25 protein-coding genes and 1 pseudogene are annotated in these 23,279 nt (G+C 69.2%); 21 read left to right on the top strand and 5 right to left on the bottom strand.

All coding sequences use genetic code 11. The features are described 5' to 3' along the window. The first annotated feature begins 15 nt into the window (after positions 1 to 15). Both ffh and G7043_RS01950 read left to right on the top strand, forming a co-directional pair. Positions 16 to 1,584: a signal recognition particle protein gene (gene ffh / locus G7043_RS01955; protein WP_166043228.1), complete on the top strand. Its 1,569-nt coding sequence runs from the start codon at positions 16 to 18 to the stop codon at positions 1,582 to 1,584. Between the two features lie 2 nt (positions 1,585 to 1,586). Next, positions 1,587 to 2,642: an amidohydrolase family protein gene (locus G7043_RS01950; protein WP_166043226.1), complete on the top strand. Its 1,056-nt coding sequence runs from the start codon at positions 1,587 to 1,589 to the stop codon at positions 2,640 to 2,642. Here G7043_RS01950 and G7043_RS01945 read toward each other — a convergent pair. After that, positions 2,639 to 3,118, bottom strand: a complete 480-nt coding sequence (locus tag G7043_RS01945; RefSeq protein ID WP_166043224.1) for a carboxymuconolactone decarboxylase family protein — start codon at positions 3,116 to 3,118, stop codon at positions 2,639 to 2,641. The genes G7043_RS01950 and G7043_RS01945 overlap by 4 nt on opposite strands. Before the next feature lie 150 nt (positions 3,119 to 3,268). Here G7043_RS01945 and G7043_RS01940 point away from each other — a divergent pair, with 150 nt between their 5' ends. From G7043_RS01940 to dprA, 15 genes are all read left to right on the top strand, one after another. Beyond that, positions 3,269 to 4,144, top strand: a complete 876-nt coding sequence (locus G7043_RS01940; RefSeq protein WP_166043222.1) for an RNA polymerase sigma-70 factor — start codon at positions 3,269 to 3,271, stop codon at positions 4,142 to 4,144. A gap of 304 nt (positions 4,145 to 4,448) precedes the next feature. Beyond that, positions 4,449 to 5,225 carry a CPBP family intramembrane glutamic endopeptidase gene (locus G7043_RS01935; RefSeq protein ID WP_166043220.1) on the top strand — a complete coding sequence of 259 codons (777 nt, stop codon included), beginning with the start codon at positions 4,449 to 4,451 and terminating at the stop codon, positions 5,223 to 5,225. Then, positions 5,225 to 5,956, top strand: coding sequence for a LamB/YcsF family protein (locus G7043_RS01930; RefSeq protein ID WP_166043218.1), 732 nt, complete (start codon positions 5,225 to 5,227; stop codon positions 5,954 to 5,956). Before G7043_RS01935 ends, G7043_RS01930 begins: the two co-directional genes overlap by 1 nt. Before the next feature lie 124 nt (positions 5,957 to 6,080). Further along, on the top strand, positions 6,081 to 6,524 hold the full coding sequence (rpsP, locus tag G7043_RS01925) for a 30S ribosomal protein S16 (protein ID WP_086663382.1): 444 nt from the start codon (positions 6,081 to 6,083) through the stop codon (positions 6,522 to 6,524). Next, positions 6,521 to 6,760 carry an RNA-binding protein gene (locus G7043_RS01920; protein WP_030468017.1) on the top strand — a complete coding sequence of 80 codons (240 nt, stop codon included), beginning with the start codon at positions 6,521 to 6,523 and terminating at the stop codon, positions 6,758 to 6,760. Before rpsP ends, G7043_RS01920 begins: the two co-directional genes overlap by 4 nt. Before the next feature lie 18 nt (positions 6,761 to 6,778). Further along, positions 6,779 to 7,294 (top strand): ribosome maturation factor RimM, encoded by a 516-nt coding sequence (gene rimM, locus G7043_RS01915; protein WP_166043216.1) that lies wholly within the window; start codon positions 6,779 to 6,781, stop codon positions 7,292 to 7,294. After that, positions 7,284 to 8,030, top strand: coding sequence for a tRNA (guanosine(37)-N1)-methyltransferase TrmD (gene trmD, locus G7043_RS01910; RefSeq protein ID WP_166043214.1), 747 nt, complete (start codon positions 7,284 to 7,286; stop codon positions 8,028 to 8,030). The genes rimM and trmD overlap by 11 nt, the downstream gene beginning before the upstream one ends. Positions 8,031 to 8,184: 154 nt before the next feature. Beyond that, on the top strand, positions 8,185 to 8,544 hold the full coding sequence (gene rplS, locus G7043_RS01905) for a 50S ribosomal protein L19 (RefSeq protein WP_030468020.1): 360 nt from the start codon (positions 8,185 to 8,187) through the stop codon (positions 8,542 to 8,544). A 3-nt stretch (positions 8,545 to 8,547) separates the two neighbouring features. After that, the gene (gene lepB / locus G7043_RS01900) at positions 8,548 to 9,288 is read left to right on the top strand and encodes a signal peptidase I (protein ID WP_166043212.1); all 741 of its coding nucleotides are present in this window, start codon (positions 8,548 to 8,550) and stop codon (positions 9,286 to 9,288) included. Positions 9,289 to 9,292: 4 nt separating this feature from the next. After that, entirely contained in the window at positions 9,293 to 10,159 is an 867-nt protein-coding gene (lepB, locus tag G7043_RS01895) for a signal peptidase I (RefSeq protein ID WP_166043211.1), read from the top strand. Continuing rightward, positions 10,156 to 10,947, top strand: coding sequence for a ribonuclease HII (locus G7043_RS01890; RefSeq protein ID WP_166043209.1), 792 nt, complete (start codon positions 10,156 to 10,158; stop codon positions 10,945 to 10,947). Before lepB (G7043_RS01895) ends, G7043_RS01890 begins: the two co-directional genes overlap by 4 nt. Then, positions 10,947 to 11,270, top strand: a complete 324-nt coding sequence (locus G7043_RS01885; protein ID WP_030468024.1) for a DUF2469 domain-containing protein — start codon at positions 10,947 to 10,949, stop codon at positions 11,268 to 11,270. The genes G7043_RS01890 and G7043_RS01885 overlap by 1 nt, the downstream gene beginning before the upstream one ends. Positions 11,271 to 11,434: 164 nt before the next feature. Further along, positions 11,435 to 11,818, top strand: coding sequence for a YraN family protein (locus tag G7043_RS01880; RefSeq protein ID WP_166043207.1), 384 nt, complete (start codon positions 11,435 to 11,437; stop codon positions 11,816 to 11,818). A gap of 1 nt (position 11,819) precedes the next feature. Further along, entirely contained in the window at positions 11,820 to 13,343 is a 1,524-nt protein-coding gene (locus G7043_RS01875; protein WP_166043205.1) for a YifB family Mg chelatase-like AAA ATPase, read from the top strand. Positions 13,344 to 14,382: 1,039 nt separating this feature from the next. Further along, on the top strand, positions 14,383 to 15,507 hold the full coding sequence (dprA, locus tag G7043_RS01870) for a DNA-processing protein DprA (RefSeq protein ID WP_166043203.1): 1,125 nt from the start codon (positions 14,383 to 14,385) through the stop codon (positions 15,505 to 15,507). Here the strand turns inward: dprA and G7043_RS50315 are convergent, their stop codons facing one another. The 3 genes and pseudogenes from G7043_RS50315 to G7043_RS01860 all read right to left on the bottom strand — a co-directional run bounded on the left by G7043_RS50315 (position 15,508) and on the right by G7043_RS01860 (position 17,466). Then, positions 15,508 to 15,906 (bottom strand): SecDF P1 head subdomain-containing protein, encoded by a 399-nt coding sequence (locus G7043_RS50315; protein ID WP_390827102.1) that lies wholly within the window; start codon positions 15,904 to 15,906, stop codon positions 15,508 to 15,510. A 438-nt stretch (positions 15,907 to 16,344) separates the two neighbouring features. Further along, positions 16,345 to 16,695 (bottom strand): annotated as a pseudogene (locus G7043_RS50310) (hypothetical protein); the annotation flags it as partial. A 264-nt stretch (positions 16,696 to 16,959) separates the two neighbouring features. Further along, a complete protein-coding gene (locus G7043_RS01860) occupies positions 16,960 to 17,466 on the bottom strand; it encodes a hypothetical protein (RefSeq protein WP_166043199.1) in 507 nt (168 codons plus the stop codon). Between the two features lie 157 nt (positions 17,467 to 17,623). On the opposite strand from G7043_RS01860, the gene G7043_RS01855 reads away from it, so the two are divergent. Together G7043_RS01855 and G7043_RS01850 are read left to right on the top strand one after the other, a co-directional pair. After that, on the top strand, positions 17,624 to 18,601 hold the full coding sequence (locus tag G7043_RS01855) for a tyrosine recombinase XerC (RefSeq protein ID WP_166043197.1): 978 nt from the start codon (positions 17,624 to 17,626) through the stop codon (positions 18,599 to 18,601). Continuing rightward, the gene (locus G7043_RS01850; protein ID WP_166043195.1) at positions 18,576 to 19,571 is read left to right on the top strand and encodes a FliA/WhiG family RNA polymerase sigma factor; all 996 of its coding nucleotides are present in this window, start codon (positions 18,576 to 18,578) and stop codon (positions 19,569 to 19,571) included. Before G7043_RS01855 ends, G7043_RS01850 begins: the two co-directional genes overlap by 26 nt. A gap of 1,011 nt (positions 19,572 to 20,582) precedes the next feature. On the opposite strand, the gene G7043_RS01845 is transcribed toward G7043_RS01850, so the two are convergent. Then, entirely contained in the window at positions 20,583 to 21,062 is a 480-nt protein-coding gene (locus G7043_RS01845; protein WP_166043193.1) for a M23 family metallopeptidase, read from the bottom strand. 369 nt (positions 21,063 to 21,431) lie between these two features. On the opposite strand from G7043_RS01845, the gene rpsB reads away from it, so the two are divergent. Both rpsB and tsf read left to right on the top strand, forming a co-directional pair. Continuing rightward, positions 21,432 to 22,253, top strand: coding sequence for a 30S ribosomal protein S2 (gene rpsB / locus G7043_RS01840; protein ID WP_166043191.1), 822 nt, complete (start codon positions 21,432 to 21,434; stop codon positions 22,251 to 22,253). 72 nt (positions 22,254 to 22,325) lie between these two features. Further along, entirely contained in the window at positions 22,326 to 23,141 is an 816-nt protein-coding gene (gene tsf, locus G7043_RS01835) for a translation elongation factor Ts (RefSeq protein WP_166043189.1), read from the top strand. Positions 23,142 to 23,279: the final 138 nt, after the last annotated feature.

Genomic DNA, 23,279 nt, shown 5'->3' with positions numbered 1-23,279 from the left:
GCTAGTCTGGAAGGCGTGTTCTCCACGCTTTCCGACCGGCTGACCACGGTTCTCCAGGGCCTTCGCGGCAAGGGCCGGCTCAGCGACGCCGACATCGACGCGACCGCCCGCGAGATCAGGGTCGCCCTGCTCGAGGCCGACGTCGCGCTGCCCGTTGTGCGCGGCTTCATCGCCAAGGTGAAGGAGCGCGCCAAGGGCTCCGAGGTGCACCAGGCGCTGAACCCGGCGCAGCAGGTCGTGAAGATCGTCAACGAGGAACTGATCAACGTCCTCGGCGGCGAGACCCGCAGGCTGAACCTCGCGAAGAACCCGCCGTCGGTGATCATGCTGGCGGGTCTGCAGGGTGCGGGTAAGACGACGCTCGCCGGCAAGCTCGCCAAGTGGCTGAAGGGGCAGGGCCACACGCCGCTGCTCGTCGCCGCCGACCTGCAGCGTCCGAACGCGGTGACGCAGCTTCAGGTCGTCGGTGAGCGCGCGGGCGTGCCCGTCTTCGCTCCCGAGCCCGGCAACGGCGTCGGCAACCCGGTCGAGGTCTCGCGCCTCGGCATCGAGGAAGCCAAGGCCAAGCAGCACGACATCGTTCTCGTCGACACGGCCGGCCGGCTCGGTGTCGACGAGGAGATGATGAAGCAGGCCATCGACATCCGGGCCGCGGTCAACCCGGACGAGGTCCTGTTCGTGGTCGACGCGATGGTCGGTCAGGACGCGATCAACACCGCCACGGCGTTCCGCGACGGTGTCGGCTTCACCGGCGTGGTGCTGACCAAGCTCGACGGCGACGCCCGCGGTGGTGCCGCGCTGTCGGTCCGCGAGGTCACCGGCCAGCCGATCCTCTTCGCGTCCAACGGCGAGAAGCTCGAGGACTTCGACGTCTTCCACCCGGACCGGATGGCGAGCCGCATCCTGGGCATGGGCGACGTCCTCACCCTGATCGAGCAGGCTGAGCAGCACTTCGACCAGGAGCAGGCCGAGAAGGCCGCCCAGAAGCTGCACTCCGGCCAGTTGACGCTCGAGGACTTCCTGGAGCAGATGCTCGCGATCCGCAAGATGGGGCCGATCGCGAACCTGCTCGGCATGCTCCCCGGTGCCGGTCAGATGAAGGACCAGCTGGGCATGCTGGACGAGAAGCACCTCGACCGCATCCAGGCGATCATCCGCGGCATGACCCCGGCCGAGCGGGACGACCCGAAGATCATCAACGGCTCCCGCCGGCTGCGCATCGCGAACGGTTCGGGCGTCAAGGTCAGTGACGTCAACGACCTGGTCAACCGCTTCTTCGAGGCCCGCAAGATGATGGCGTCGATGGCCGGCCGGATGGGCTTCGGCGGCGGTGGCGGCGGCAGCAAGAACCGCAAGGGCAAGAAGGGGAAGAAGGGCAAGGGCGGGCGCGGCCCGACGCCTCCGAAGATCAAGGGCGGCTTCCCCGGGATGTTCCCCGGCGGCATGCCCGGAATGCCTCCCGGCGGGATCCCCGGCATGCCTCCCGGTGGTGGCCTGCCGAACCTCGGCGGCGGCATGAACGAGCTCCCGCCCGGCTTCGACCCCTCGAAGTTCAAGTTCGACGGGGACGACAAGAAGAAGTGACCATGCACCTGCGCGGTGTCGTCCTCCCGGACGGCGAACCGCGAGACCTGTGGGTCGTCAACGGTCGTGTGCGCACCCGGCCGGTGCCGGGCGCGCAGACCGTGGTCGACGGCGGGTTCCTGGTTCCGGGCCTGGTCGACGCGCACTGCCACGTCGGCCTGGGCTCGCACGGCGGCGTCGAGCTGTCCGAGGCCGTCGAGCAGGCGCTGACGGACCGCGCCGCGGGCACGTTGCTGATCCGCGACTGCGGTTCGCCGATCGACACCACGCCGTTGCAGGAGCGCCTGGACCTGCCGCGGATCATCCGGGCGGGCCGCCACATCGCCCGCCCGAAGCGCTATCTCCCGCACATCGGCGTGGAGGTCGAGTCGGACCTGGCCACGGCGGTCGCCGAACAGGCCGCGTACGGCGACGGCTGGGTGAAGCTCGTCGGTGACTGGATCGACCGCGGGGTGGGTGACCTCGCTCCACTGTGGACGGACGACGAACTGGCCCAGGCGATCAAGGTCGCCCACGACGCCGGCGCCAAGGTCACCGCCCACGTGTTCGGCGAGGACGCGCTGCCCGGCCTGATCAACGCCGGCATCGACTGCATCGAGCACGGCACCGGCCTCACCGACGACACGATCTCGCTGATGGCGTCACGGGGGACCGTCCTGGTGCCCACGCTGATCAACATCGAGACCTTCCCCGGCATCGCGGACAGGGCCGGCAAGTATCCGACGTACGCGAACCACATGCGCGACCTGCACGCCCGCATGTCGACGACCGTCGCGTCGGCGATCGAGGCGGGCGTGCCGGTCTACGCGGGCACCGACGCGGGCGGCGGCATCCAGCACGGCCGCATCGTCGACGAGATCATCGCGCTGCACCGCGTGGGCATGAGCGCCGTGGACGCCATCGGTGCCGCGTCGTGGAACGCCCGCTCCTGGCTCGGTTTCCCGTCGCTGACCGAGGGCGCGGCCGCGGACGTCGTGGTCTACGACGAGGACCCTCGCGAGAACCTCGAGGTCCTGCGTTCGCCGCGCATGATCATGCTCAGGGGCCGGATCCACTAGCTCTTGAAGTCCGCCAGCGCGCCGGCCTGGTACGAGCCGCCCTTCTGGCGCGTGATCACGGCCATCCGGTTGGCGGCGTTGATCATTCCGACCAGGCAGACGAGCGCGGCGGTCTGCTCGTCGTCGTAGTGCTTGCGCACGTTCGCCCAGGTGTCTTCCGAGACGCCTTCGCGCGTGAGCAGCGTGCCTTCTTCGGTGAACGCCAGCGCGGCCTGTTCGGCCTCGGTGAACACGGTGGTCTCGCGCCAGCCGGCCACCAGGTGCAGCCGCAGCGGGTCCTCGCCCGCCGCGATGGCCTCCTTGACGTGCATGTCGAGGCAGAAGCCGCAGCCGTTGAGTTGGCTGGCCCGCAGGCTGACCAGTTCGGCGGTGATCGCCGGCAGCGACGTCTGGTGGAGCGCCTGGCCCAGCCCCGCGAACCGCTTCGCGATCTTGGTGCCGGTCTCGGTGCCGAAGAGGTTGAAGCGCTGTTCCATGATGATTTTCTCCCTCGTGGGCCTTGCTTGACGACCATGAGATGCCGCGCCCTCGCCGCTTGTGACACGGGCTCTTTGTGACGCACATCACTGTCACAAACCGCGGTTCGCCGGTGTCTCGTGAGGAGGTCCGTTTCCGAGGGGAGATCAATGTCCGACGCCACCGACACGTTCGTCAGCCACCGCAACCTGCTCTTCACGATCGCCTACGAAATGCTCGGCTCGGCCGCCGACGCCGAGGACGTGCTGCAGGAGACGTGGCTCAAGTGGTCCGGCGTCGATCTCGACGTGGTCGAGAACCACCGCGCCTACCTGGTCCGCATCGTCACGCGCCAGGCATTGTCGAGGCTGCGGACCCTGGGCCGCCGCAAGGAGTCCTACGTCGGCCCGTGGCTCCCCGAACCGCTGCTGACCGCGCCGGACGTCGCCGAGGACGTCGAACTCGCCGACAGCGTCTCGATGGCGATGATGCTCGTTCTCGAAACCCTGACCCCGACCGAACGCGCCGTCTTCGTCCTGCGCGAAGTCTTCGACCTGGACTACGACGAGATCGCGTCGGCCGTCGGCAAGAACTCGGCGGCAGTCCGCCAGATCGCCCACCGGGCCCGTTCGCACGTGGCCTCGCGCCGCCCGCGCGAGGTGGTCACCCAGGCGGCGTCACGCGATGCTCTCGCCGCCTTCCAGCGCGCCACCGAAACGGGTGATCTGCAGGCGTTGCTGGACCTCCTGGCTCCCGACGTCGTCTTCCTCGGCGACGGCGGTGGCGTGAAGCAGGCGGTTCCGCGCCCGGTCGTCGGCGCGGACAAGGTGGCTCGCATGCTGCTCGGCGGCCTGCTCAAGGTCACGGGCTGGACGATGGAGCCGGCCCACGCGAACGGTCACCCGGCGTTGATCATCAGGTTCGACGGCGAACTCGACACGGTGATCGCGGTACGCATCGACGATGGACGGATCAGCGGCCTCTACGCGGTGCGCAACCCCGAGAAGCTCTCGCACATGAAGGAGGAGACGGCGCTGCGCCGGTGAGGTTTAGTACCAGCGTTCGTACGCCGATCCAACCACCAGGAGAAGGACATCCGGCGGGGACCCGATCTGACCATCTTTTGGCCAGATGCTTGGCCCGGTTTCCGTCGGTGCCGCACAGTAGCCTCGGATTCGGGGGCGGCAGTTCTCCCCCAAGGGGGATCGCGGTCCCCACTCCAAGCGTATCGCGAGGCACCGACAGTGCATCGGTGCTTCAGAAGCCGTCGATCGCGAGGTAGCTGATCATGAGTGTGGCACCGACCGCTGTGCGACCGCGGGCAGCCGGGGCGTGACTAGATTGCAGAGCGTGAGTGAGCCGGAGTCCCTGAAGCCGAAGCGAGGCTTCCTCGAAAGCCTGCGGGACATCAGCCGCAACCCGGAGCCCGCGCGGGTCGGCCAGCGCTGGGGGTTCGGCGCCTTTCTCCTGGTGGAAGCCGTCTTCATCCTCAGTGCCGTGTTCATCACGGCCATCGCGCGGCAGTTCGGCGTCAGCCTCGCCGACTCCGTGTCGTTCGTGCTGATCGGCTCCATCGTGCCGACGGTCCTGGCGGCCGCCACTGCCGTCGTGATCACGTACGTCAGGGGCAACGGGCCGAAGATCGACCTGCGCTTCACCATGACCAAGGAAGACCTGGCCACGGGCCTCAAGCTCGGCATCCTCGGCCTCGTCCTCACCCTCGGCGCCGCCAAGCTGTGGGCGATGGTCGTCGGCCAGGAGAACGCCACGAGCGCCGTCGGCGACCTGCTGTCCGGTTCGAACCTGCCGATCGCCGCCGCGATCATGATGTTCCTCTACGTGAGCCTCATCGGGCCGGTCTGCGAGGAGATCATCTACCGCGGCCTGCTGTGGGGCGCCGTCGAACGCCTGGGCTGGAGCCGCTGGGCCGCGTTCGGGCTCACCACGGTGATCTTCGCGATCGGGCACTTCGAGCCGTTGCGCACGTCGTTGCTGCTCGTGATCGCCATCCCGATCGGCATCGCCCGCCTGCTCACCCGCCGGCTCGGGGCGAGCATCGTGGCGCACATGATGAACAACTTCCTGCCCGGCCTCACCCTCCTGCTCGTCTCCGCCGGGGTCATGTGATGGACCTGAACAGCGATCTCGGCGAGGGCTTCGGCATCTGGAAGCTCGGCGACGACAACGCGCTGCTGGGCATCATCACCAGCGCGAACGTCGCGTGCGGCTTCCACGCCGGTGATCCGCGGACCATGCGCCAGGTGTGCGAGGAAGCGGCGAAGAACGGCGTCAGGATCGGCGCCCAGGTCTCCTATCGCGACCTCGCGGGGTTCGGGCGCAGGTTCATCGACGTCGACCCCGTCGAACTGGCCGACGAAGTCCTGTACCAGATCGGTGCGCTCGATGCGTGCGCACGAGCAGCAGGCACCGAGGTCGTGTACGTGAAGCCGCACGGCGCCCTTAACAACGCGACCGTGCACCACGAGAAGCAGGCGGAAGCGGTGGTCAACGGCGCCAAGGCGTTCCGCGACCTGCCGATCCTCGGCCTTCCCGGTTCGCGGCTGCTCGAGAAGGCCGAGGCAGCGGGACTGAGGCCGGTCCAGGAGGCGTTCGCCGACCGCGGCTACACCCCGCAGGGCACGCTGGTGCCGCGCAGCGAACCGAACGCTCTGCTCACGGACTCCGCGCAGATCATCGAGCGTGCTCGGAGGCTCCAGCACGGCGAGATCGTCGCGGTCGACGGCACCGTCATCAAGACGCGGGCCGAGTCGCTGTGCGTGCACGGCGACACGCCTGGCGCGGTCGAGCACGCGCGAGCCGTGAAAGAGGCGCTGGGAACCGTGGCACCGTTCGCCTAGAGCCCCGATTCGGATCCACCGGTCCCCATCTGGCAGAATTGCCGGTTGTCCGCCGCGGCCGGCCCTCTCTGCCCGGGCCGCGGCTGTGCGAACCACCAACACAGAGTCAAGGAGTACCAGGCCAGTGGCCGTCAAGATCAAGCTTCAGCGTCTCGGCAAGATCCGCCAGCCGTACTACCGCATCGTGGTCGCCGACGCGCGCACCCGTCGCGACGGCAAGGCCATCGAGACGATCGGCAAGTACCACCCGAAGGAAGAGCCGTCGTTCATCGCGGTCGACTCCGAGCGCGCGCAGTACTGGCTGGGTGTCGGCGCGCAGCCGACCGAGTCGGTGCAGCGTCTCCTCGAGATCACCGGTGACTGGCAGAAGTTCAAGGGCCTGCCGGGCGCCGAGGGCACCCTGAAGGTCAAGGAGCCGAAGCCGTCGAAGGCCGACCTGTTCGCCGCCGCGCTCGCCGCCGCGAACGAGGAGCCGATGACCGAGGCCACCACGCCGAAGGCGAAGAAGGCCAAGAAGGCCGATGACGCCCCCAAGGCTGACGCCGAGGCGCCCAAGGACGAGGCGTGAGTTTGTTGGCTGACGCCCTCGAACACCTCGTTCGCGGCATCGTCGACCACCCGGACGACGTCCGGGTGAACCTCGTCACGACCCGCCGCGGCCGCACCCTCGAGGTCCACGTCCACCCGGACGACCTCGGCAAGGTGATCGGTCGTGGCGGTCGCACCGCGACGGCTCTGCGCACCGTGATGGCCGGCATCGGCGGTCGTGGCGTGCGGGTCGACGTCGTCGACACCGACCGCTGAGAACGAGCTTCAGGGCAAATGGACGTAGTTGTCGGCCGTGTGGCCAAGGCGCACGGGATCACCGGCGAACTCGCCGTTGACGTGCGCACTGACTCTCCCGAGTTGCGTTTCGCGATCGGGTCGACGATGCAAGCCAAGCTGCGTGACGGCACGTCCCGAAGCCTCACCGTGACAGCCGCCCGGCCTCATGCCGGGCGGCTGCTCGTGCGTTTCGAGGAAGTCGTGACGCGCGATGTGGCGGAGGCGTTGCGCGGCACGTTGTTGCTGGGCAGCACCGACGACCTGCCGCCGACCGACGACCCCGACGAGTTCTACGACCACGAGCTCGAAGGGCTCGCGGCCGAACTCGTCGACGGCACGAAGATCGGCACGGTCAAGGAGATCCTGCACGGTCCCGGTGGCGAGCTGCTCGTGGTCATCCGCGACGGCGGCGAGGCGCTGATCCCGTTCGTGCGCGAGATCGTGCCCACCGTGGACGTTCGCGGCGGCCGGGTCGTGATCGATCCGCCAGAGGGTCTGCTCGATGCAGATTGACGTCGTCACGATCTTCCCGGAGTACCTGGCGCCGCTGCGGGCGGCGTTGCTGGGCAAGGCGATCGACAAGGGCTTGATCAGCGTCGGCGTCCACGACCTGCGGGACTGGACGCAGGACGTGCACAAGGCCGTCGACGACAGCCCGTACGGCGGCGGTCCCGGCATGGTCATGAAGCCGGACATCTGGGGCCAGGCGCTCGACGACGTGTGCACGGACTCCACCCGCCTCATCGTGCCGACGCCGGCTGGACGTCCGTTCACGCAGGCACTCGCGCACGAGTACGCGAACGAGTCGCATCTTGTGTTCGCGTGTGGTCGCTACGAGGGCATTGACCAGCGTGTGGTCGATGACGCCGCACGGCGCGTACGCGTCGACGAGGTGTCGATCGGTGACTACGTGCTGGTCGGCGGCGAAGTGGCCGTGCTCGCGATCGTGGAAGCGGTCGCGCGGCTGCTGCCGGGCGTGCTCGGCAACCCGAAGTCGCACGCCGAGGACTCGTTCCAGGACGGTCTGCTCGAAGGCCCGAGCTACACGCGGCCGGAGGTGTGGCGCGAGCTCGCCGTGCCGGACGTGCTGCGGTCCGGCAACCACAAGCTGATCAACCGCTGGCGGCGTGACCAATCGCTCGTCAGGACCTTCGAACGGCGTCCTGACCTGCTGGAATCGTTGCCCGCGGACGCGTTCGACAAGCACGACAAGGCCCTGCTCGCGCGCCTGCGCGAGGGCGGGGAGTAGCCCGATTTCATTCCGGAGTGCCTGGTCTGGCACACTGGACCAGTTGCCGCAGCCGGTTGTCATACCGGCGTGCGCTCCTAACCGACCCCCATCATGTCGTGCACTGTCATGGAACATGCTCTGGGGAGTTCACAGACACATGTGAGGACGACCGATGAACATCCTGGACGCACTCGACGCCCAGTCGCTGCGCTCTGACATCCCGGCCTTCCGCGCGGGTGACACGCTGAAGGTTCACGTCCGCGTCATCGAGGGCTCGCGCGAGCGCGTCCAGGTGTTCCAGGGCGTCGTGATCCGTCGCCAGGGTGGCGGCATCCGTGAGACCTTCACCGTCCGCAAGGTCTCGTTCGGTGTCGGCGTCGAGCGCACCTTCCCGGTGCACTCCCCGAACATCTCCGAGATCGAGGTCGTGACCCGCGGTGACGTGCGTCGCGCCAAGCTGTACTACCTGCGCGACCTGCGCGGCAAGGCTGCCAAGATCAAGGAGAAGCGCGAGGCCCGTCCGGTCTCCTGACCGGTGGCTTCGAGCCCAGAAGACTCCGAGGACGCCTCCGCACCGGATGAACCGGAGCGGGGGCGTACCCCTGTCTGGAGAGAAATTTTCTACGTCGTCGTGACGGCCGTCGTGCTGACGGTGCTGATCCAGGCGTTCGTGGCGCGGGTCTACGTGATCCCCTCGGCGTCGATGGAGCGCACGTTGCACGGCTGCACCGGCTGCGTGAACGACCGTGTGCTGGTCGACAAGCTCACCTATCGCTTCAGCGACATCGAGCCCGGCGAGGTCGTGGTGTTCCGCGGGCCGGAAGCGTGGACCACGAACGACTTCCGCGCCGCGCCGTCGGCGAATCCCGTTGCCCGAGTTGTGCAGAACATCGGTTCGTTGCTGGGCATCGCGCCCGCAAACGAACGTGACTTCGTCAAGCGCGTCATCGCGCTCCCCGGTCAGACGGTGATGTGCTGCGATGAGCAGCACCGTCTTGTCGTGGACGGCAAACCGCTTGATGAGCCATACGTGTACTGGCAGCCCGGCACTTCGTCAGCGGACCACGAGCCGTTCGCTCCGGTGCGCGTGCCGGAAGGCCGGTTGTTCCTGATGGGGGACAACCGGATGAACTCCACCGACTCGCGCAAACAGGGCGGTGGGGGCGTAGCGGGCACAGTGCCCCTCGAAAACGTCATCGGGAAGGCCAGGTACGTCGTTTTCCCGAAAGAACGGTGGAGTGTTGTGTCCGACCACAACCCTCAGCCCCTAGGCTGATCTCGTGGTTGACGTCGATCCAGCGCAGAACCCGTCCAGCGACGAACCCGCTTCGGACGCTTCGGAGGAACCTTCGAAGAAGAAGAAAAAGAAGGGCAACTTCTGGAAGGAACTGCCGGTCCTCATCCTGGTCGCGTTCGGTCTCGCGATCGGCATCCAGGTCTTCCTCGGCCGCGTCTACATGATCCCGTCGGAGTCGATGGAAGCGACGCTGCACGGGTGCACCGACTGCTACGGCGACCGGGTGCTCGTGGACAAGGTCACCTACCGCTTCACCGAGCCGTCGCCCGGCGACGTGATCGTGTTCCGCGGGCCGCCGTCGTGGCAGAACGACTTCATCTCCGACGAGCCGGCCAACCCGATCTCGCAGGGGCTGTCGTGGCTCGGGTCGCTGATCGGGCTGCCGTCGGCGAACGAGGAGGACTTCGTCAAACGGGTGATCGCCGTCGGCGGGCAGACCGTGAAGTGCTGCGACGAGCAGAACCGCGTGACGGTGGACGGCAAGCCGCTCGACGAGCCGTACAAGCACTTCGACGAGGGCACGCCGGCCGAGCAGGAGTCGTTCGAGGAGCTCAAGATCCCGGACGGCATGTTGTTCGTGCTCGGTGACAACCGCAACCACTCGTGCGACTCGCGGTGCCAGGGGCAGGGCGGGATCAACGGGCTCGTGCCGGTGGACAACGTGATCGGCAAGGCGCGCGTGATCGTGCTGCCTCCGTCCAGGTGGGGCGGGGTGACGGACCACAATCCGCAGGTGGTTTCGATGGGCGCGCCGGGCTGGCAGCAGAACGTCCCGCTGGGGCTGGGTATCGTCGCCGCGTGGCCGCTTCTCCTGCTCGGACGTCGAGTGCGGGACCGATTCCGCCGATGACCATGCTGATGCCGCCCCGTGCCGTGGTGCGGGGCTCGGCCGGGAACTGGGCGTTGCAGGGCTCGCTGGAGCGCCGCGGGCTGGGGCCGGTCGCCGGTGTCGACGAGGCCGGGCGCGGGCCGTGCGCCGGGCCGTTGGTGATCGCGGCGTGCGTGCTGCGGCCGGGTGACGCGGCGCGACTGGAGGGCCTGAACGACTCGAAGCTGATGACGGCTCTGGCACGAGACCGGATGTACGACCTGGTGCTCAAGCGTGCCGTGGATCACTCCGTGGTCGTCGTGTCGCCCGCCGAGATCGACTGGCTGGGCATCCACGTCATGAACCTCGAGGGCATGCGGCGCGCGGTGGCGCAGATGGCGACGCATCCGGGGTACGTGCTGACGGACGGGTTCAAGGTGCCGGGGATGCCCGCGCCGAGCGTCGCGGTGATCAAGGGCGATCAGGCGGCGGCGTGCGTGGCGGCGGCGTCCGTGCTGGCCAAGGTGACGCGGGACCGGATCATGGAGGAACTGCACTCGCGGTATCCCCAGTACGGGTTCAACGTGCACAAGGGCTACTGCACGCCAGAGCACACAGCGGCGTTGATGGAACACGGGCCGTGTGCGGAGCATCGCTGGTCGTATGTAAATGTGGCAGCCGCGGCCTCGAAGCACGGTCTCGCCGCGCCGCACAGGGTGGCGCGCGGCACGACCGCGACGGCCGTGGTCCAGAATGAGGCAGCCCCGGTTGACGCCGGGGAGCTCGCGACGAGGGAGGGCGCGGAGCAGATGACCCGCGCGGAGGCGTAATGAGTGCAGAGGATCTCGAGAAGTACGAGACCGAGATGGAGTTGTCGCTGTACAAGGAGTACCGCGACATCGTCAGCCAGTTCTCGTTCGTCGTGGAGACCGAACGGCGTTTTTACCTGGCCAACTCGGTGGACGTGCAGGTGCGCAACGCCGACGGCGAGGTGTACTTCGAGGTGCGCATGTCGGACGCGTGGGTGTGGGACATGTACCGCCCCGCGAGGTTCGTCAAGAACGTTCGTGTCATCACGTTCAAGGACGTCAACGTGGAGGAGCTGGACAAGCCGGACCTTCGCCTGCCGGAAAGCGGGCCGTTCCCGACGTAACAGGCCCTAGCACACCCCACCGACAATTCCGCCGTTTCAAGATCGATAACGGCCGACTTGTCCACAGCCGCTGAGTTGTCCACAGATTCCCCTCAGCCCGGCCACCCACCCCGTCCCGCCCTGCAAGGTCGTACCCAACGACCCACAGGGAGGCGAAGGCAGTGGTGGCAGCGGTTGCAGCACAGGAACCGGTCGAAACCAGGCAGCAGGAGCTGGGCCGGCAGGGCGAGGACCTGGCGTGCAGGTACCTGGAGGGGCAGGGCCTGGTCGTCCTGTCCCGCAACTGGACGTGCCGCGACGGCGAACTCGACGTCGTGGCCGTCGAGGACGGCCGCCTGGTCGTCTGCGAGGTCAAGACCAGATCCGGCCCGGTGTGGGGCCGCCCGGACGAGGCGGTCGATCAACGCAAGCTGTCCCGCCTCCGCCGGACGGCCCTGCGCTGGCTGGGCGCGCACGGTGTCGGCTGGTGCCCGGTCCGCGTCGACCTGATCTCGGTCACCTGGCCCGCTGACGGCAAGGCGCACCTGCAACACCTGCGGGGTGCCTGAGATGGGCCTGGCGCAAGCGTGGTCCGTCGCCCTGCACGGCGTCGACGGCCTGGCCGTCGAGATCGAGGCCGACGTGGGCGTGGGCCAGCCGCGCACCCACCTCCTGGGCCTGCCCGACGCTTCCTTGCACGAGTCGAAGGAGCGCGTGAAGGCCGCTGTCCGCAACAGCGAGGAGGAGTGGCCGAAGCAGCGCATCGTCCTGGGCTTGTCCCCGGCGAACCTGCCCAAAGGCGGCAGCGGCTACGACCTGGCCATCGCCTGCGCCACCCTGGCCGCCGCCGGCTCGGTGCCGCTCGAACGCCTGGCCACCACCGTCCTGCTGGGCGAACTGGCCCTGGACGGCCGCGTCCGCCCCGTGCGCGGCATCCTCCCGGCCCTGCTGGCCGCCCGCCGAGCAGGCCTCAAGACGGCCATCGTCCCGGTGGAAACCCTGCCGGAAGCCTCGTTGGTGGACGGCGTGGAAGTCCACGGCGCGCTGACCCTCGCCGAGGTCCTCGGCTGGCTCCGCGCCGAGGGCGTGACGCTGCAACCCGCCCCAGCCCAGGACGACCCGCCCACCCCCGAAGTCCCGGACCTGGCCGACGTGGTGGGCCAACCAGAAGCCCGCTGGGCCCTGGAGGTGGCCGCGGCCGGCGCCCACCACCTGCTCCTGACCGGCCCACCGGGCACCGGCAAAACGATGCTCGCCGAACGCCTGCCGGGCCTCCTCCCCCCGCTGACCCGCCAAGACGCCCTAGCGGTCACGGCCGTGCACTCGGTAGCCGGAGTCCTCTCCTCGGACTATCCGCTGGTGGCCAGCCCGCCGTTCGTGAACGTCCACCACACGACCTCGATCGCGGCCTTGATCGGCGGCGGCAGCGGCATGGCCAAGCCGGGCGCCGCGTCCCGCGCCCACAAAGGCGTCCTGTTCCTGGACGAAGCCTGCGAGTTCGGCCAGAAGACGATCGACACCCTCCGCACCGCCCTGGAAGACGGCGAGGTCCGCATCCCCCGCCGCGACGGCATAGCCCGCTACCCGGCCCGCTTCCAGCTGATCCTCGCCACCAACCCCTGCCCGTGTGCCCCGCCCAAAGAGATCGACTGCATCTGCACCACCACAGTCCGCCGCCGCTACCAGGCCCGCCTGTCCGGCCCACTGCTGGACCGCGTGGACCTCCGAGTCCGCATGCGAGCCACCACAGCCATGTCCAACGCCGACGCCACCCCACCAGAACCCACCGAGGTAGTCCGCACCCGAGTACTCAAAGCCAGATCAAGAGCCGCCACCCGCTGGTCCGCCCACGGCCACACCTGGCTCACCAACGCCGTGGTCCCCGGCCCAGCCCTACGCCGCGAATTCGCCCTCCCGCGCCACACCACCGCCCTCCTGGACCGAGCCCTGGCCACCGGCGCCCTGACCGGCCGAGGCGCCGACCGCTGCCTACGAGTCGCCTGGACCCTCTCGGACCTGGCCGAGTCCGACCGCCCCACCGCCGACCACGTCGCAGCAGCCCTCCAGTTCCGAGAACGCCGAGCCCCCTCCTAACCCACCACAACTCCACTAACCGCCGCCCGCCCCCAGCCCACCAGCAACGGCGCCGTCACCCTCACCGAACACGGCCCGCGCCCCCACCCACCGAGCACGGCCGCACCTTCGCCCCACCGGGCACGGCCGCACCCCTACCCACCGGACACGGCCGCCTCCCCATCCACCGGACTCAGCCGCACCTCCACCCCAGCGGACATGGCCGCACCCCGCACACCCACCCACCCCAGAGCCGCCGGTCGCGGAGCACCCAAGCCCCGACTCCGCGCCCGGCCCTAGCCGAGCGGGCGCTCGCCCCACCCCTGGCAAGCGCCCGCTCACCCCAGCGGCGACCGCCTCGACCGAGCTGCGGCCATCACCCACTCCCAGCTCCACACCACGACCGCATGCAACCGAACCCACCCCAAGTACCTGGGCGTGGAGCCCCCTCCCCACGCCCGGCCACACCCAGCCGTCCCGCGATCGCCCCGAACCCATCCGTCCACTCGCCCAAGCCGCCGGGCGCGGAGCCCCACTCCCTCTCCGCGCCCGGCACCTACCCCGGCATTCGAGTCGCCGGCCGCAGAGCTTCGAGCACCAGCTCGCGTCCGGTTCCGAGCGGGGCCCGCCCGCCCATCCCCAGCGGGCGCCCCCGCTCACCCCCACGCCTTGGCTCGACCCGACGGTGAACCTGTCCCGTCACGAACCCCAACTGACCTGATCGCCCCAAGCCGCCGGGTGCGGGGAGCCCACTACTCCGCGCCCGGACGCCCATCCCGGCGTCCAAGTTGCCGGGCGCAGAGCTTCGAGCACCAGCTCGCGTCCGGTTCCCGAGCGGGGACGCCCGCCCATCCCCAGCGGGCGTCCCCGCTCACCCCATCCGCCTCACCCGAAGGAGTCCGACCATGACCTCACTCCTCATCCCAGCCGCTGCGGCAGCAGCCACGTCTGGCGCCGTGCAACTGCCCTGCACCGTCCGAAGGCACCCGTCAGGCATCAGCCCGCCCAACCCGTGGCGTCCCGAACCCTGGCACCGCTGGCTGCCCTGGTGGTGGTTCCGGTGACCGCGAAACCCGACGCCACACGCCTCGCCAGGGCCTACCTCTCCCGCGTGGCCGAGCCCTTCCCGGCAGCGCTCGCGGGGCTCGTCGCACAGGTGGGGCCGGTGGAGGCCGCGGAGTTGGTCCGCGCCGGCGAAGTTTCGCCGTCGGTGGCCAGCCAGACTTCGGCTCGCCGGGCTGAGGAGCGGGCGCGGGAAGACCTCGCGCGCGTTGCCGAGCGGGGTGGGCGGCTGGTGATTCCGGAGGACGACGAGTGGCCGCGGTGGCCGTTCGTCGCCCTGGGGAACGCGCGGCGGGGTGAGCCGTTGGCGTTGTGGGTGCGTGGGCCGCTTGACCTTGCTGAGGTGGTCGAGAAGGCCGTGGCGGTGGTGGGGTCGCGGGCGGCGAGTGGGTATGGCGAGCACGTTGCCGCCGAGTTCGCGTACGGGTTGGCGGACGCCGGCGTGACGGTGGTTTCCGGTGCGGCGTACGGGATTGACGGCGCGGCTCATCGCGGGGCGCTGGGGGCCGGCGGCGTGACGATCGCGGTGCTGGCTTGCGGGGTGGACTTCGCCTATCCCGCCGGGCATCAGGGGTTGCTCGGCAAGATCGCGCGGGAAGGGTTGATCGTCAGCGAGTACCCGCCCGGCGTGACGCCTGCGCGGCACCGGTTTCTCACGCGCAACCGGCTCATCGCGGCATTGGGCGGCGGCACGGTGGTCGTGGAGGCGGGGCGGCGCAGCGGGGCCAAGAACACGGCTGCGATCACGCTGGCTCTGGGGCGGCCGCTGATGGTGGTGCCTGGGCCCGTGACGTCGGCCAGTTCGGTGGGGTGTCACGAGTTGTTGCGGGACGGCCAGGCGGTTTCGGTTTGTTCGGTGGCCGAGATCGTGGAGTCGGTCGGGCGGTTCGGGGACGACCTCGCCACCGAGCCCGCCGAGAAGGAGAGCGAGCTCGGGGCGCCGCAGGGGGAGGCCATGCGGGTGTACGAGGCCCTGGGGAAGCGGTGCGGGGTCAGCGACGAAGGTGTGTCGGTCGAGTCCGGGGTGCCGTTGGAACGGGTTCGGGCGCTGTTGCCCGAACTGGAGCTCGCCGGGCTGGCGTTGCGGCTCGACGAGGGCTGGCAGCGACTGGAGGTGCGGTGATCAGTTGCCGCGGATGGCGTCCGCGACCTTCCTGGCCTGGTCGAGGCTCGTGAACGGGCCCGGCAGCTGGGCCGAGTCGCCGGTCAGGGGTTGGGTGATCTGGGGAGCGGCGAGCAGCTCGTCGTCCACCAGAAACGCGATGAACTGCCCCACCTTCTCCCTTGTCACGTCTTCCCAGCGGCGTTGGCCCTCCGCGGTGAACTCGAGGCGGATGGCGTAACCGGTCGTGGTTTGTTCGGCTGCGGCGTCCGCGATGTCCACTGTGGACAGCACGGTTGGGCCCAGCGTCAACCTCTCGCGCCCGTCGGCGGTGCACTTCACGTTGCTGTCCAGGACCGCGAACGGCCAACCGCCCACCACGCAGGTGGACGGCACCGCGTACCTGAGGAACACCGGCATTCGCGACGCGCCGGGGTCGGTTCGCCGCCACGACGTGCCGAGGGCGTCGAGCCACCAGCACAGACCGGCGGTGCCCATGGCGAGGGCCAGTAGCACGGACGGCGCGATCGGGATGTCGATCGGGGCCTGGTCGAAGATCTGGGTGTAGAGCGGCAGGTGGCTGCCGATCACCAGGCCGACGAGCAGTGCGGCGGCGGTCAACAGTGGACGCAAGCGGTTGCGGTTCTCCTGCCAGGCGCTGTGCCACAGGTTGAGGGCTGCGAACAGGGTCAGCGGGATGCCGAGCGGCACGCCCGTGACGATCTGTGTCGTCTTGTCTGCGGTGCTGCCGCTGAGGAGGAGGTCCTGCAACGTGACGAAGCCGGCGCCTGCCACGGCGGCGCCGAGGAAGACCTGGCCGATCGGTGAGGCCAGCAGGCGCATCGGGTTCGTGAGGGCTTGAGTGCGTTCGTCCGCACCTGGGTGGCGGCGCAGCCAGGTGCGGACGACCGACCGCGTCTGGTCGGTTTCGTGTGATTGGACGGCGGTCAGGAGGCCTTCCACGCCGAACTCCGCGGCGTGCAGGTCGGCGGCGTGTTCGCGGGCGCGCAGGATGGCGCGGGCGATCAGTTCGGGGAGAAGGGTCAGCGCGGCCAGGCGGCACGCGCTCACCAGGAAGGAGGTGACGTCGCCGCGGTTGAACAGGGCGTTCAGCCACAGCGCGAACAGCGAGGCGAAACCCGTGGAGAGGTTCGCGAACCGCAGCACCGTGGCCAGTTGGTACCACCACAGGTCTCCGGCGTGCACGTGTGCGAGTTCGTGGCGCGCCGGCGATCTCCGCCAGTGGTGTGGAGCGGCGGATGCGGATCGCCGTGTAGAGGGCGTAGACGGCCAGGCCCGGCATCAGGAGGATCTGCAGTTTCTGCAGCAGGGAGCCGGCGCCGCCTTGTTCGAGGCTGGACAGCCAGTTCGCGACGAAGAAGACGTTGAGCAGCACCGTCGCGGCGAGGAGGAGAAGCAGGAGGAACATCTCGGACGGCAATGCCCTGGGATTGACCTGCGGCTTCGCTTCCGTCATCTGGCGGCGTCACCGGCCTCGCCGTCGCGCAGCACGAGGGCGGCGACGACGGCGTCGGCGAGCGCTTCGGCCTTCTGCTGCTTCATGCCGAGCGAAAGAGCGCGCGCCAGCGCGATCTGGCGCACCTCGGTGAGCTGGGCCGTGGTGAGCGGTGTCGACGGCAGTTCGAGCGGCTCGACCGGCTTGCCGCGGAACTTGCGCCACGCCTTGCGCGCGGCGTTGGCGGTGCCGTCGCGCACGGCTTTGCCGACGCTGTCGGAGACCGCGGTGATCACGCTGCCGGAGACGAGGGCGATCACGGGTGTCGCCATCGCGACGATGTCGCCGAGACCGAAGCCCAGCGGGTCGTCGTGAGCCTGGCGCAGCCGGCGTTCTGCCTGCTTGGGGCTCTCCAGATAGGGGGCGGCAACGATGTCGAACGAGGGGAGCTCCTCTGGAGCGATCTTCCGCACCACTCGGCGGGCTAGTTCATCGGCTGTTCGGACCGTCGTGCTGGCTGTCATCGCTACTCCGAAAGGTGATCTGTGCGAGCCACCAAACCCCTGGTCGTCACAGGGAGTTGAAACGTTATCGTGTTACCGATCATGAGAGCGCTCTCAAATGGCGCGGGGGTGTGGCGATACTTGACCAAACGCCCCGACTGGCGCAGCGTCTTGGCCTATGTCCCCGCCGCCGCATGGTCGGACACGTCGTGTCGATCTCGTTCGCCTGCGCGAAAAACTGCCGGCGTCCGTTGCGGACGTGTTGCGGCAGTACGAACGGCATCTCACCTTGGAGCGCGATCTCTCGCCGCACACCGTGCGCGCGTACATCGGTGATGCCGTGGCGCTGCTTGGCCATGTCGCGGGGAATAACCTGGAAAACGCCGATGTCGGCCTCATTGACCTCACGAACCTGCGGTCATGGCTTGCCGCGCAACGCACAGCGGGCGCCAGCCGCACCACGCTCGCGCGCAGGGCTGCCGCAGCGCGCACGTTCACCGCGTGGGCGCACCGCGCCGGACACCTGGCGGCGGATCCGGGGCCTCGGCTCGCCGCTCCGCGGCCGCACCGGACGTTGCCGTCCGTGTTGCGTGCGGACCAGGCGAAGGACGCGTTGGCTGCCGTATCCTCTGGCGCTTCCGAAGGCGATCCGGTTGCGCTGCGTGATCAGGCCGTGGTGGAGTTGCTGTACGCCACAGGTATCCGCGTGGCCGAACTCTGTGGTCTTGATCTCGACGACGTGGACTACTCCCTAAGGGTGATTCGGGTTCTGGGCAAAGGTGGACGCGAGCGCAGCACGCCTTTCGGCGTGCCGGCGGAGCGAGCGCTGCGGCGGTGGCTGGACGAGGGGCGAAACGCCCTGGTAGCGCCGGATTCACCACCGGCGCTGTTCCTCGGCGCGCGCGGCGGCCGGCTGAACCAGCGCGCCGTTCGCACTCTGGTGCACGAGGTGGTCGCCGTGGTACCGGATGCGCCGGACATCGGGCCGCACGGGTTGCGCCACTCCGCTGCGACCCATTTGCTGGAAGGAGGAGCGGACCTGCGCACCGTCCAAGAACTGCTTGGTCACGCTACGCTCGCAACGACTCAGCTTTACACACACGTCACTGTCGAACGGCTGAAGGCGATCCATGACCGAACCCACCCCCGTTCCTGACGCCGCAGGGGGAGGATCGCGTACGGCGACCGTGCCCCCTGAACCCGTGCTGCCCGCACCAGTTTCGAAACAGGCGAGCAACGGGCACCGTCAGAACGGCGCGCCGTGCACCGAGGCGACTCCCGAGCCCGGTGCCGACACGCATGTCAACGGCACGCCCGCTGCCGTTCCGACTGCGGTGACGCGCGCGGACGCCAGGTCTGGTGACGACGTCGAGGCCGGCATCGTCGCGTTGTGGCGCAGCTACGGCGAGTCCCGCGAGCAGGGCCAGCGCGACCGCCTGGTGCTGCACTACGCGCCGCTGGTCAAGTACGTCGCCGGCCGCGTCGGCACAGGCCTGCCCGCCCACGTGGACGTGGCCGACCTGATCCAGTCCGGCATCTTCGGCCTGGTCGACGCGATCGAGAAGTTCGAGCCGGAACGCGGCCTCAAGTTCGAGACCTACGCCATGCAGCGCATCCGCGGCGCGATCCTCGACGACCTGCGCTCCCAGGACTGGGTGCCGCGCTCGGTCCGCAGCCGCGCCCGCGACGTCGAACGCGCCCTCGAACGCCTCGGCGCCAAACTGCAGCGCACACCCACCGACCGCGAGCTCGCCGCAGAGCTCAAGATCGGCCTGGCCGAACTGCGCGAGCTCTACGGCCAGCTCCAGCTCACCAGCGTCGTCGCCCTCGACGAACTGATCGCCCCGAACAAGGGCGGCGCCTCCCTGGCCGAGTCGCTGCCGGACGACGGCGCCGAAGACCCAGTGGCGAGCCTCGTCGACCAGGACAGCCGCCGTCAGCTGGCCGACGCGATCGCCCAGCTGGCTGAGCGCGACCGCGTGGTCGTGACCCTCTACTACTTCGAGAACCTGACCCTCGCCGAGATCGGCAAGGTCCTCGGCGTCACCGAGTCCAGGGTCTGCCAGCTGCACACCCGCGCGGTCCTGCGCCTGCGCACCAAGCTCAACGAGCAGTCCGAGGCCTGAGCAAGCCTCCCTCCCATCTCCAACGGCGGCGCGCGCGTCGCATCCGAACCGGCCAGACGCGACCTGCGCGTGTTCGACGAGCAAGGTTCGGCACGCCGCGCGCACGACGGCGGTGTCCTGGGTCGATAACACCGACCGGATGGGGCCGATGGGTGAGCGCCGGACCCCGTGCCACGACGCCGCAGCGCGTTGAGGCGGCCGGTAAGCCTTCGGAACGTGGCTTCGCACGCTGATCACGACCCGCAGAGCCCGCCGGGTGGCCATGCCTGGTCGCGGTGGTCGAGGTCTGACTGACGGCATCCCTCCTGATGGACCGGTCGCCGGTGAGCGCACCGAGGTGCGCCGAACGCTGGCCGGATGGGTCGGCGGATGAGTGCTGGTTGTCGCGAAGCCAGCCACGACGCCGCTGTGATGCGTCGAGGCGGCTGGTGAGCCTCCGGGCGCGGATCTGGCCGGGTCCGCGCGTGGGCGCCAGCTCGAAACGCGGCTGTGTTGACGGTGGTGAACGGGGTCTGTGAGGGCGTCGAGGACGCCGGGCGGATGAGGCTGACGGCCCGGTGTCGGACTGTCGTGAGGGCTGTCGCGAGGCCGGGCGGATGAGGCTGACGGCCGGGCACCGGGCGGTTGCGAGGGCTGTTGCGAGGCCGTGTGGCGGTGCTGCCGGGGTGGGGAGAGGGGGTCGGTGAGCCTCCGGAACGTGGCTTCAAACCTCTTTCCGTCGCTTGCAGCGTGAATTCACTCGAACGGGTGGCCATTGGAGCTGCTCCAACCACACCGAGTGCCTGCTCGGGCAAGGCCCGTTCGGCGGCGGGATCAGGCGTCCGGAACAGCGGGAAGTGGCAGGTGGGCCGGGAGGCGGGCGGGGTGGGCAGCGCCGGCGCCTCCCGGCGCCTGTCGGGCGTTGCGGCGCGCAACGGGGACGCGCCGGCCGTCTACCGCCGGGACATGGCGGGAGTGCGCCCGATCGGGCCGCTGCGGGCGGGAACGGGGCGGCCGCGCAGCGGAGGACGGTTAGCCGCCTCTGGGTGGTGTGGAGGCGGTTAGCGGGAGCAGGCGTACGCGGCCCGCTGAGACCAGGCGCAGCGGATCCAGGTACTCGTGGCCTCGCCTGGCGCCCCAGTGCAGGCACGGCGACGGGCAGTGGCCCTCCTGCAGGTGGCCCAGGACCTCGCCGCGCCTGATCGGGCGGCCGGCTGTGACGGCGGGGGTCACCGGCTCGTACGTGGTGCGCAGGCCGCCTCGGTGTTGCAGGGACACCAGCGTTCGGGCGGCCACGGCTCCGGCGTAGACCACCACGCCGTCGGCCGGGGCGAGGACCGGTGTGCCCGCGGCGGCGGACAGGTCGACGCCGCGATGGCCGGGGCCGAACGGGGTGGCGGGGGCCTCGAACGCGCGCACCACCGGGTGTGGTGGTGGCAGCGGCCAGGTGAAGCGGGTGGGGGACGGGGTCAGGAGGGTGGTGAGGAGCAGGGCGGTGGGGAGGAGGGGCATGGGTCAACGGTGGGCCAAATGGCGCCTTGGGGACCGGGGGAATCGGGGATCTGTGGATTACTCGTCGGTTGTGGACAACTGTCACCTGCGGGTTCGGGGCGATTCGAAGTTTGTCGGGGGTGGGGAGTAGACTTTCGGGCGCGTCCCGTCTGTGCGCGGGACGACTTCGCGTGCCAACGCAGATCCGACCGGCTGATCCCAGCAGGGTCGAGTCACGACGTCCGACGGTCCTGACGGTGCAGAGATGCTCCGCGGGTGCGGACGGCGGCCACGGCACCAGGGCTGAAGGCCGACCGGCCGGAGGCGTCAACCGAACCGACGCGCCAAGGCGAGACCTGGCGCGTCCGACAGATGAGGTGCGAACCGGCCATGGCCGTCGTAACCATGAAGCAGCTGCTTGACAGCGGCGTGCACTTCGGGCACCAGACCCGGCGCTGGAACCCGAAGATGAAGCGCTACATCTTCACCGAGCGCAACGGCATCTACATCATCGACCTGCAGCAGACGCTGACCTACATCGACCGGGCTTTCGAGTTCGTCAAGGAGACGGTCGCGCACGGCGGGTCGATCCTGTTCATCGGCACCAAGAAGCAGGCGCAGGAGGCCATCGCCAACGAGGCGCTCCGCGTCGGCATGCCCTACGTCAACCAGCGCTGGCTGGGCGGCATGCTCACCAACTTCACGACGGTGCACAAGAGGCTTCAGCGGCTCAAGGAGCTGGAGTCGATGGAGCAGACCGGCGGTTTCCAGGGTTTCACCAAGAAGGAAATCCTGATGATGAACCGCGAGAAGGACAAGCTGGAGCGCACGCTCGGCGGTATCCGCGACATGTCCAAGGTGCCCAGCGCCGTGTGGATCGTGGACACCAAGAAGGAGCACATCGCGGTCGGTGAGGCTCGCAAGCTGAACATCCCGATCGTCGCGATCCTCGACACCAACTGCGACCCGGACGAGGTCGACTACCCGATTCCGGGCAACGACGACGCGATCCGTTCCGCGGCCCTGCTGACCAAGGTCGTGGCCGAGGCCGCCGCCGCCGGTCTCATGCAGCGCTCCGGTGCCCGCCGCGACGCCGCCGAGGGCCAGGACAAGCCCGAGGTCGCGAGCGACGAGCCGCTGGCGGAGTGGGAGCAGGAGCTCCTGACCAACACCACGGCCGAGGCCCCGGCCGAGCAGCCCGTCCAGTCCTGATCTCCCCCACGCGGCGCCCGCTCACCGGCGGGCGCCGCGTGACTCAAGCGCGTACATCGCAGAAGGAAAACGATGGCGAACTACACCACCGCGGACGTCAAGAAGCTCCGCGAGCTGACCGCCGCCGGCATGATGGACTGCAAGAAGGCGCTGGACGAGGCTGACGGCGACTTCGACAAGGCCGTCGAGATCCTGCGCATCAAGGGCGCCAAGGACGTCGGCAAGCGCGCCGAGCGCACCACTTCCAACGGCCTGGTCGCCGTCAAGGACGGCGCGATGGTCGAGCTGCGCTGCGAGACCGACTTCGTGGCCAAGAACGCCGACTTCATCGCGCTCTCCGAGGAGATCGTCGCGATCGCCAAGGCCAACAAGGTCGCCGACGTCGAGGCCCTCAAGGCCGTCGAGGTCGACGGCAAGACGGTCGACGCGCTGGTCCAGGAGTTCTCCGCCAAGATCGGCGAGAAGCTCGAGCTGGCGAAGGCCGTCGACTTCGACGGCACCGTCTCGGTCTACCTGCACAAGCGCGCTGCCGACCTGCCGCCCGCCGTCGGCGTGCTGGTCGAGTACACCGGCGACAACGCTGAGGTCGCCAAGGGTGCCGCGATGCAGATCGCCGCGATGCGCCCGAAGTTCGTCACGCGTGACGAGGTCCCCGAGGAGCTCGTCGCCAACGAGCGTCGCATCGCCGAGGAGACCGCTCGCGAGGAGGGCAAGCCCGAGGGCGCGCTCCCCAAGATCGTCGAGGGTCGCGTCAACGGCTTCTTCAAGGACGTCGTGCTCCTCGAGCAGGCTTCCGTGACGGACAGCAAGAAGACGGTCAAGGCTCTCCTGGACGAGGCCGGCGTGACGGTGACCCGTTTCGCTCGGTTCGAGGTCGGCCAGAGCTGATTGCGGTGAGGGCGGGGTTGCGGCGACATGCGACCCCGCCCTCAGCATGTCCGAAACACTGAACTCTGGCGGGGTGTGTTCGCGGAAAGCGCGAACCTTGTCGTTCAGTGCATCCTGTGGGGACACCCCACACCCAGG

The sequence above is a fragment of the Lentzea alba genome (assembly GCF_011067745.1).
Classification (GTDB): domain Bacteria; phylum Actinomycetota; class Actinomycetes; order Mycobacteriales; family Pseudonocardiaceae; genus Lentzea; species Lentzea alba.
The sequence above is the reverse complement of the archived record's forward strand: the minus strand, read 5'-3'. Positions and strand labels throughout refer to the sequence as shown.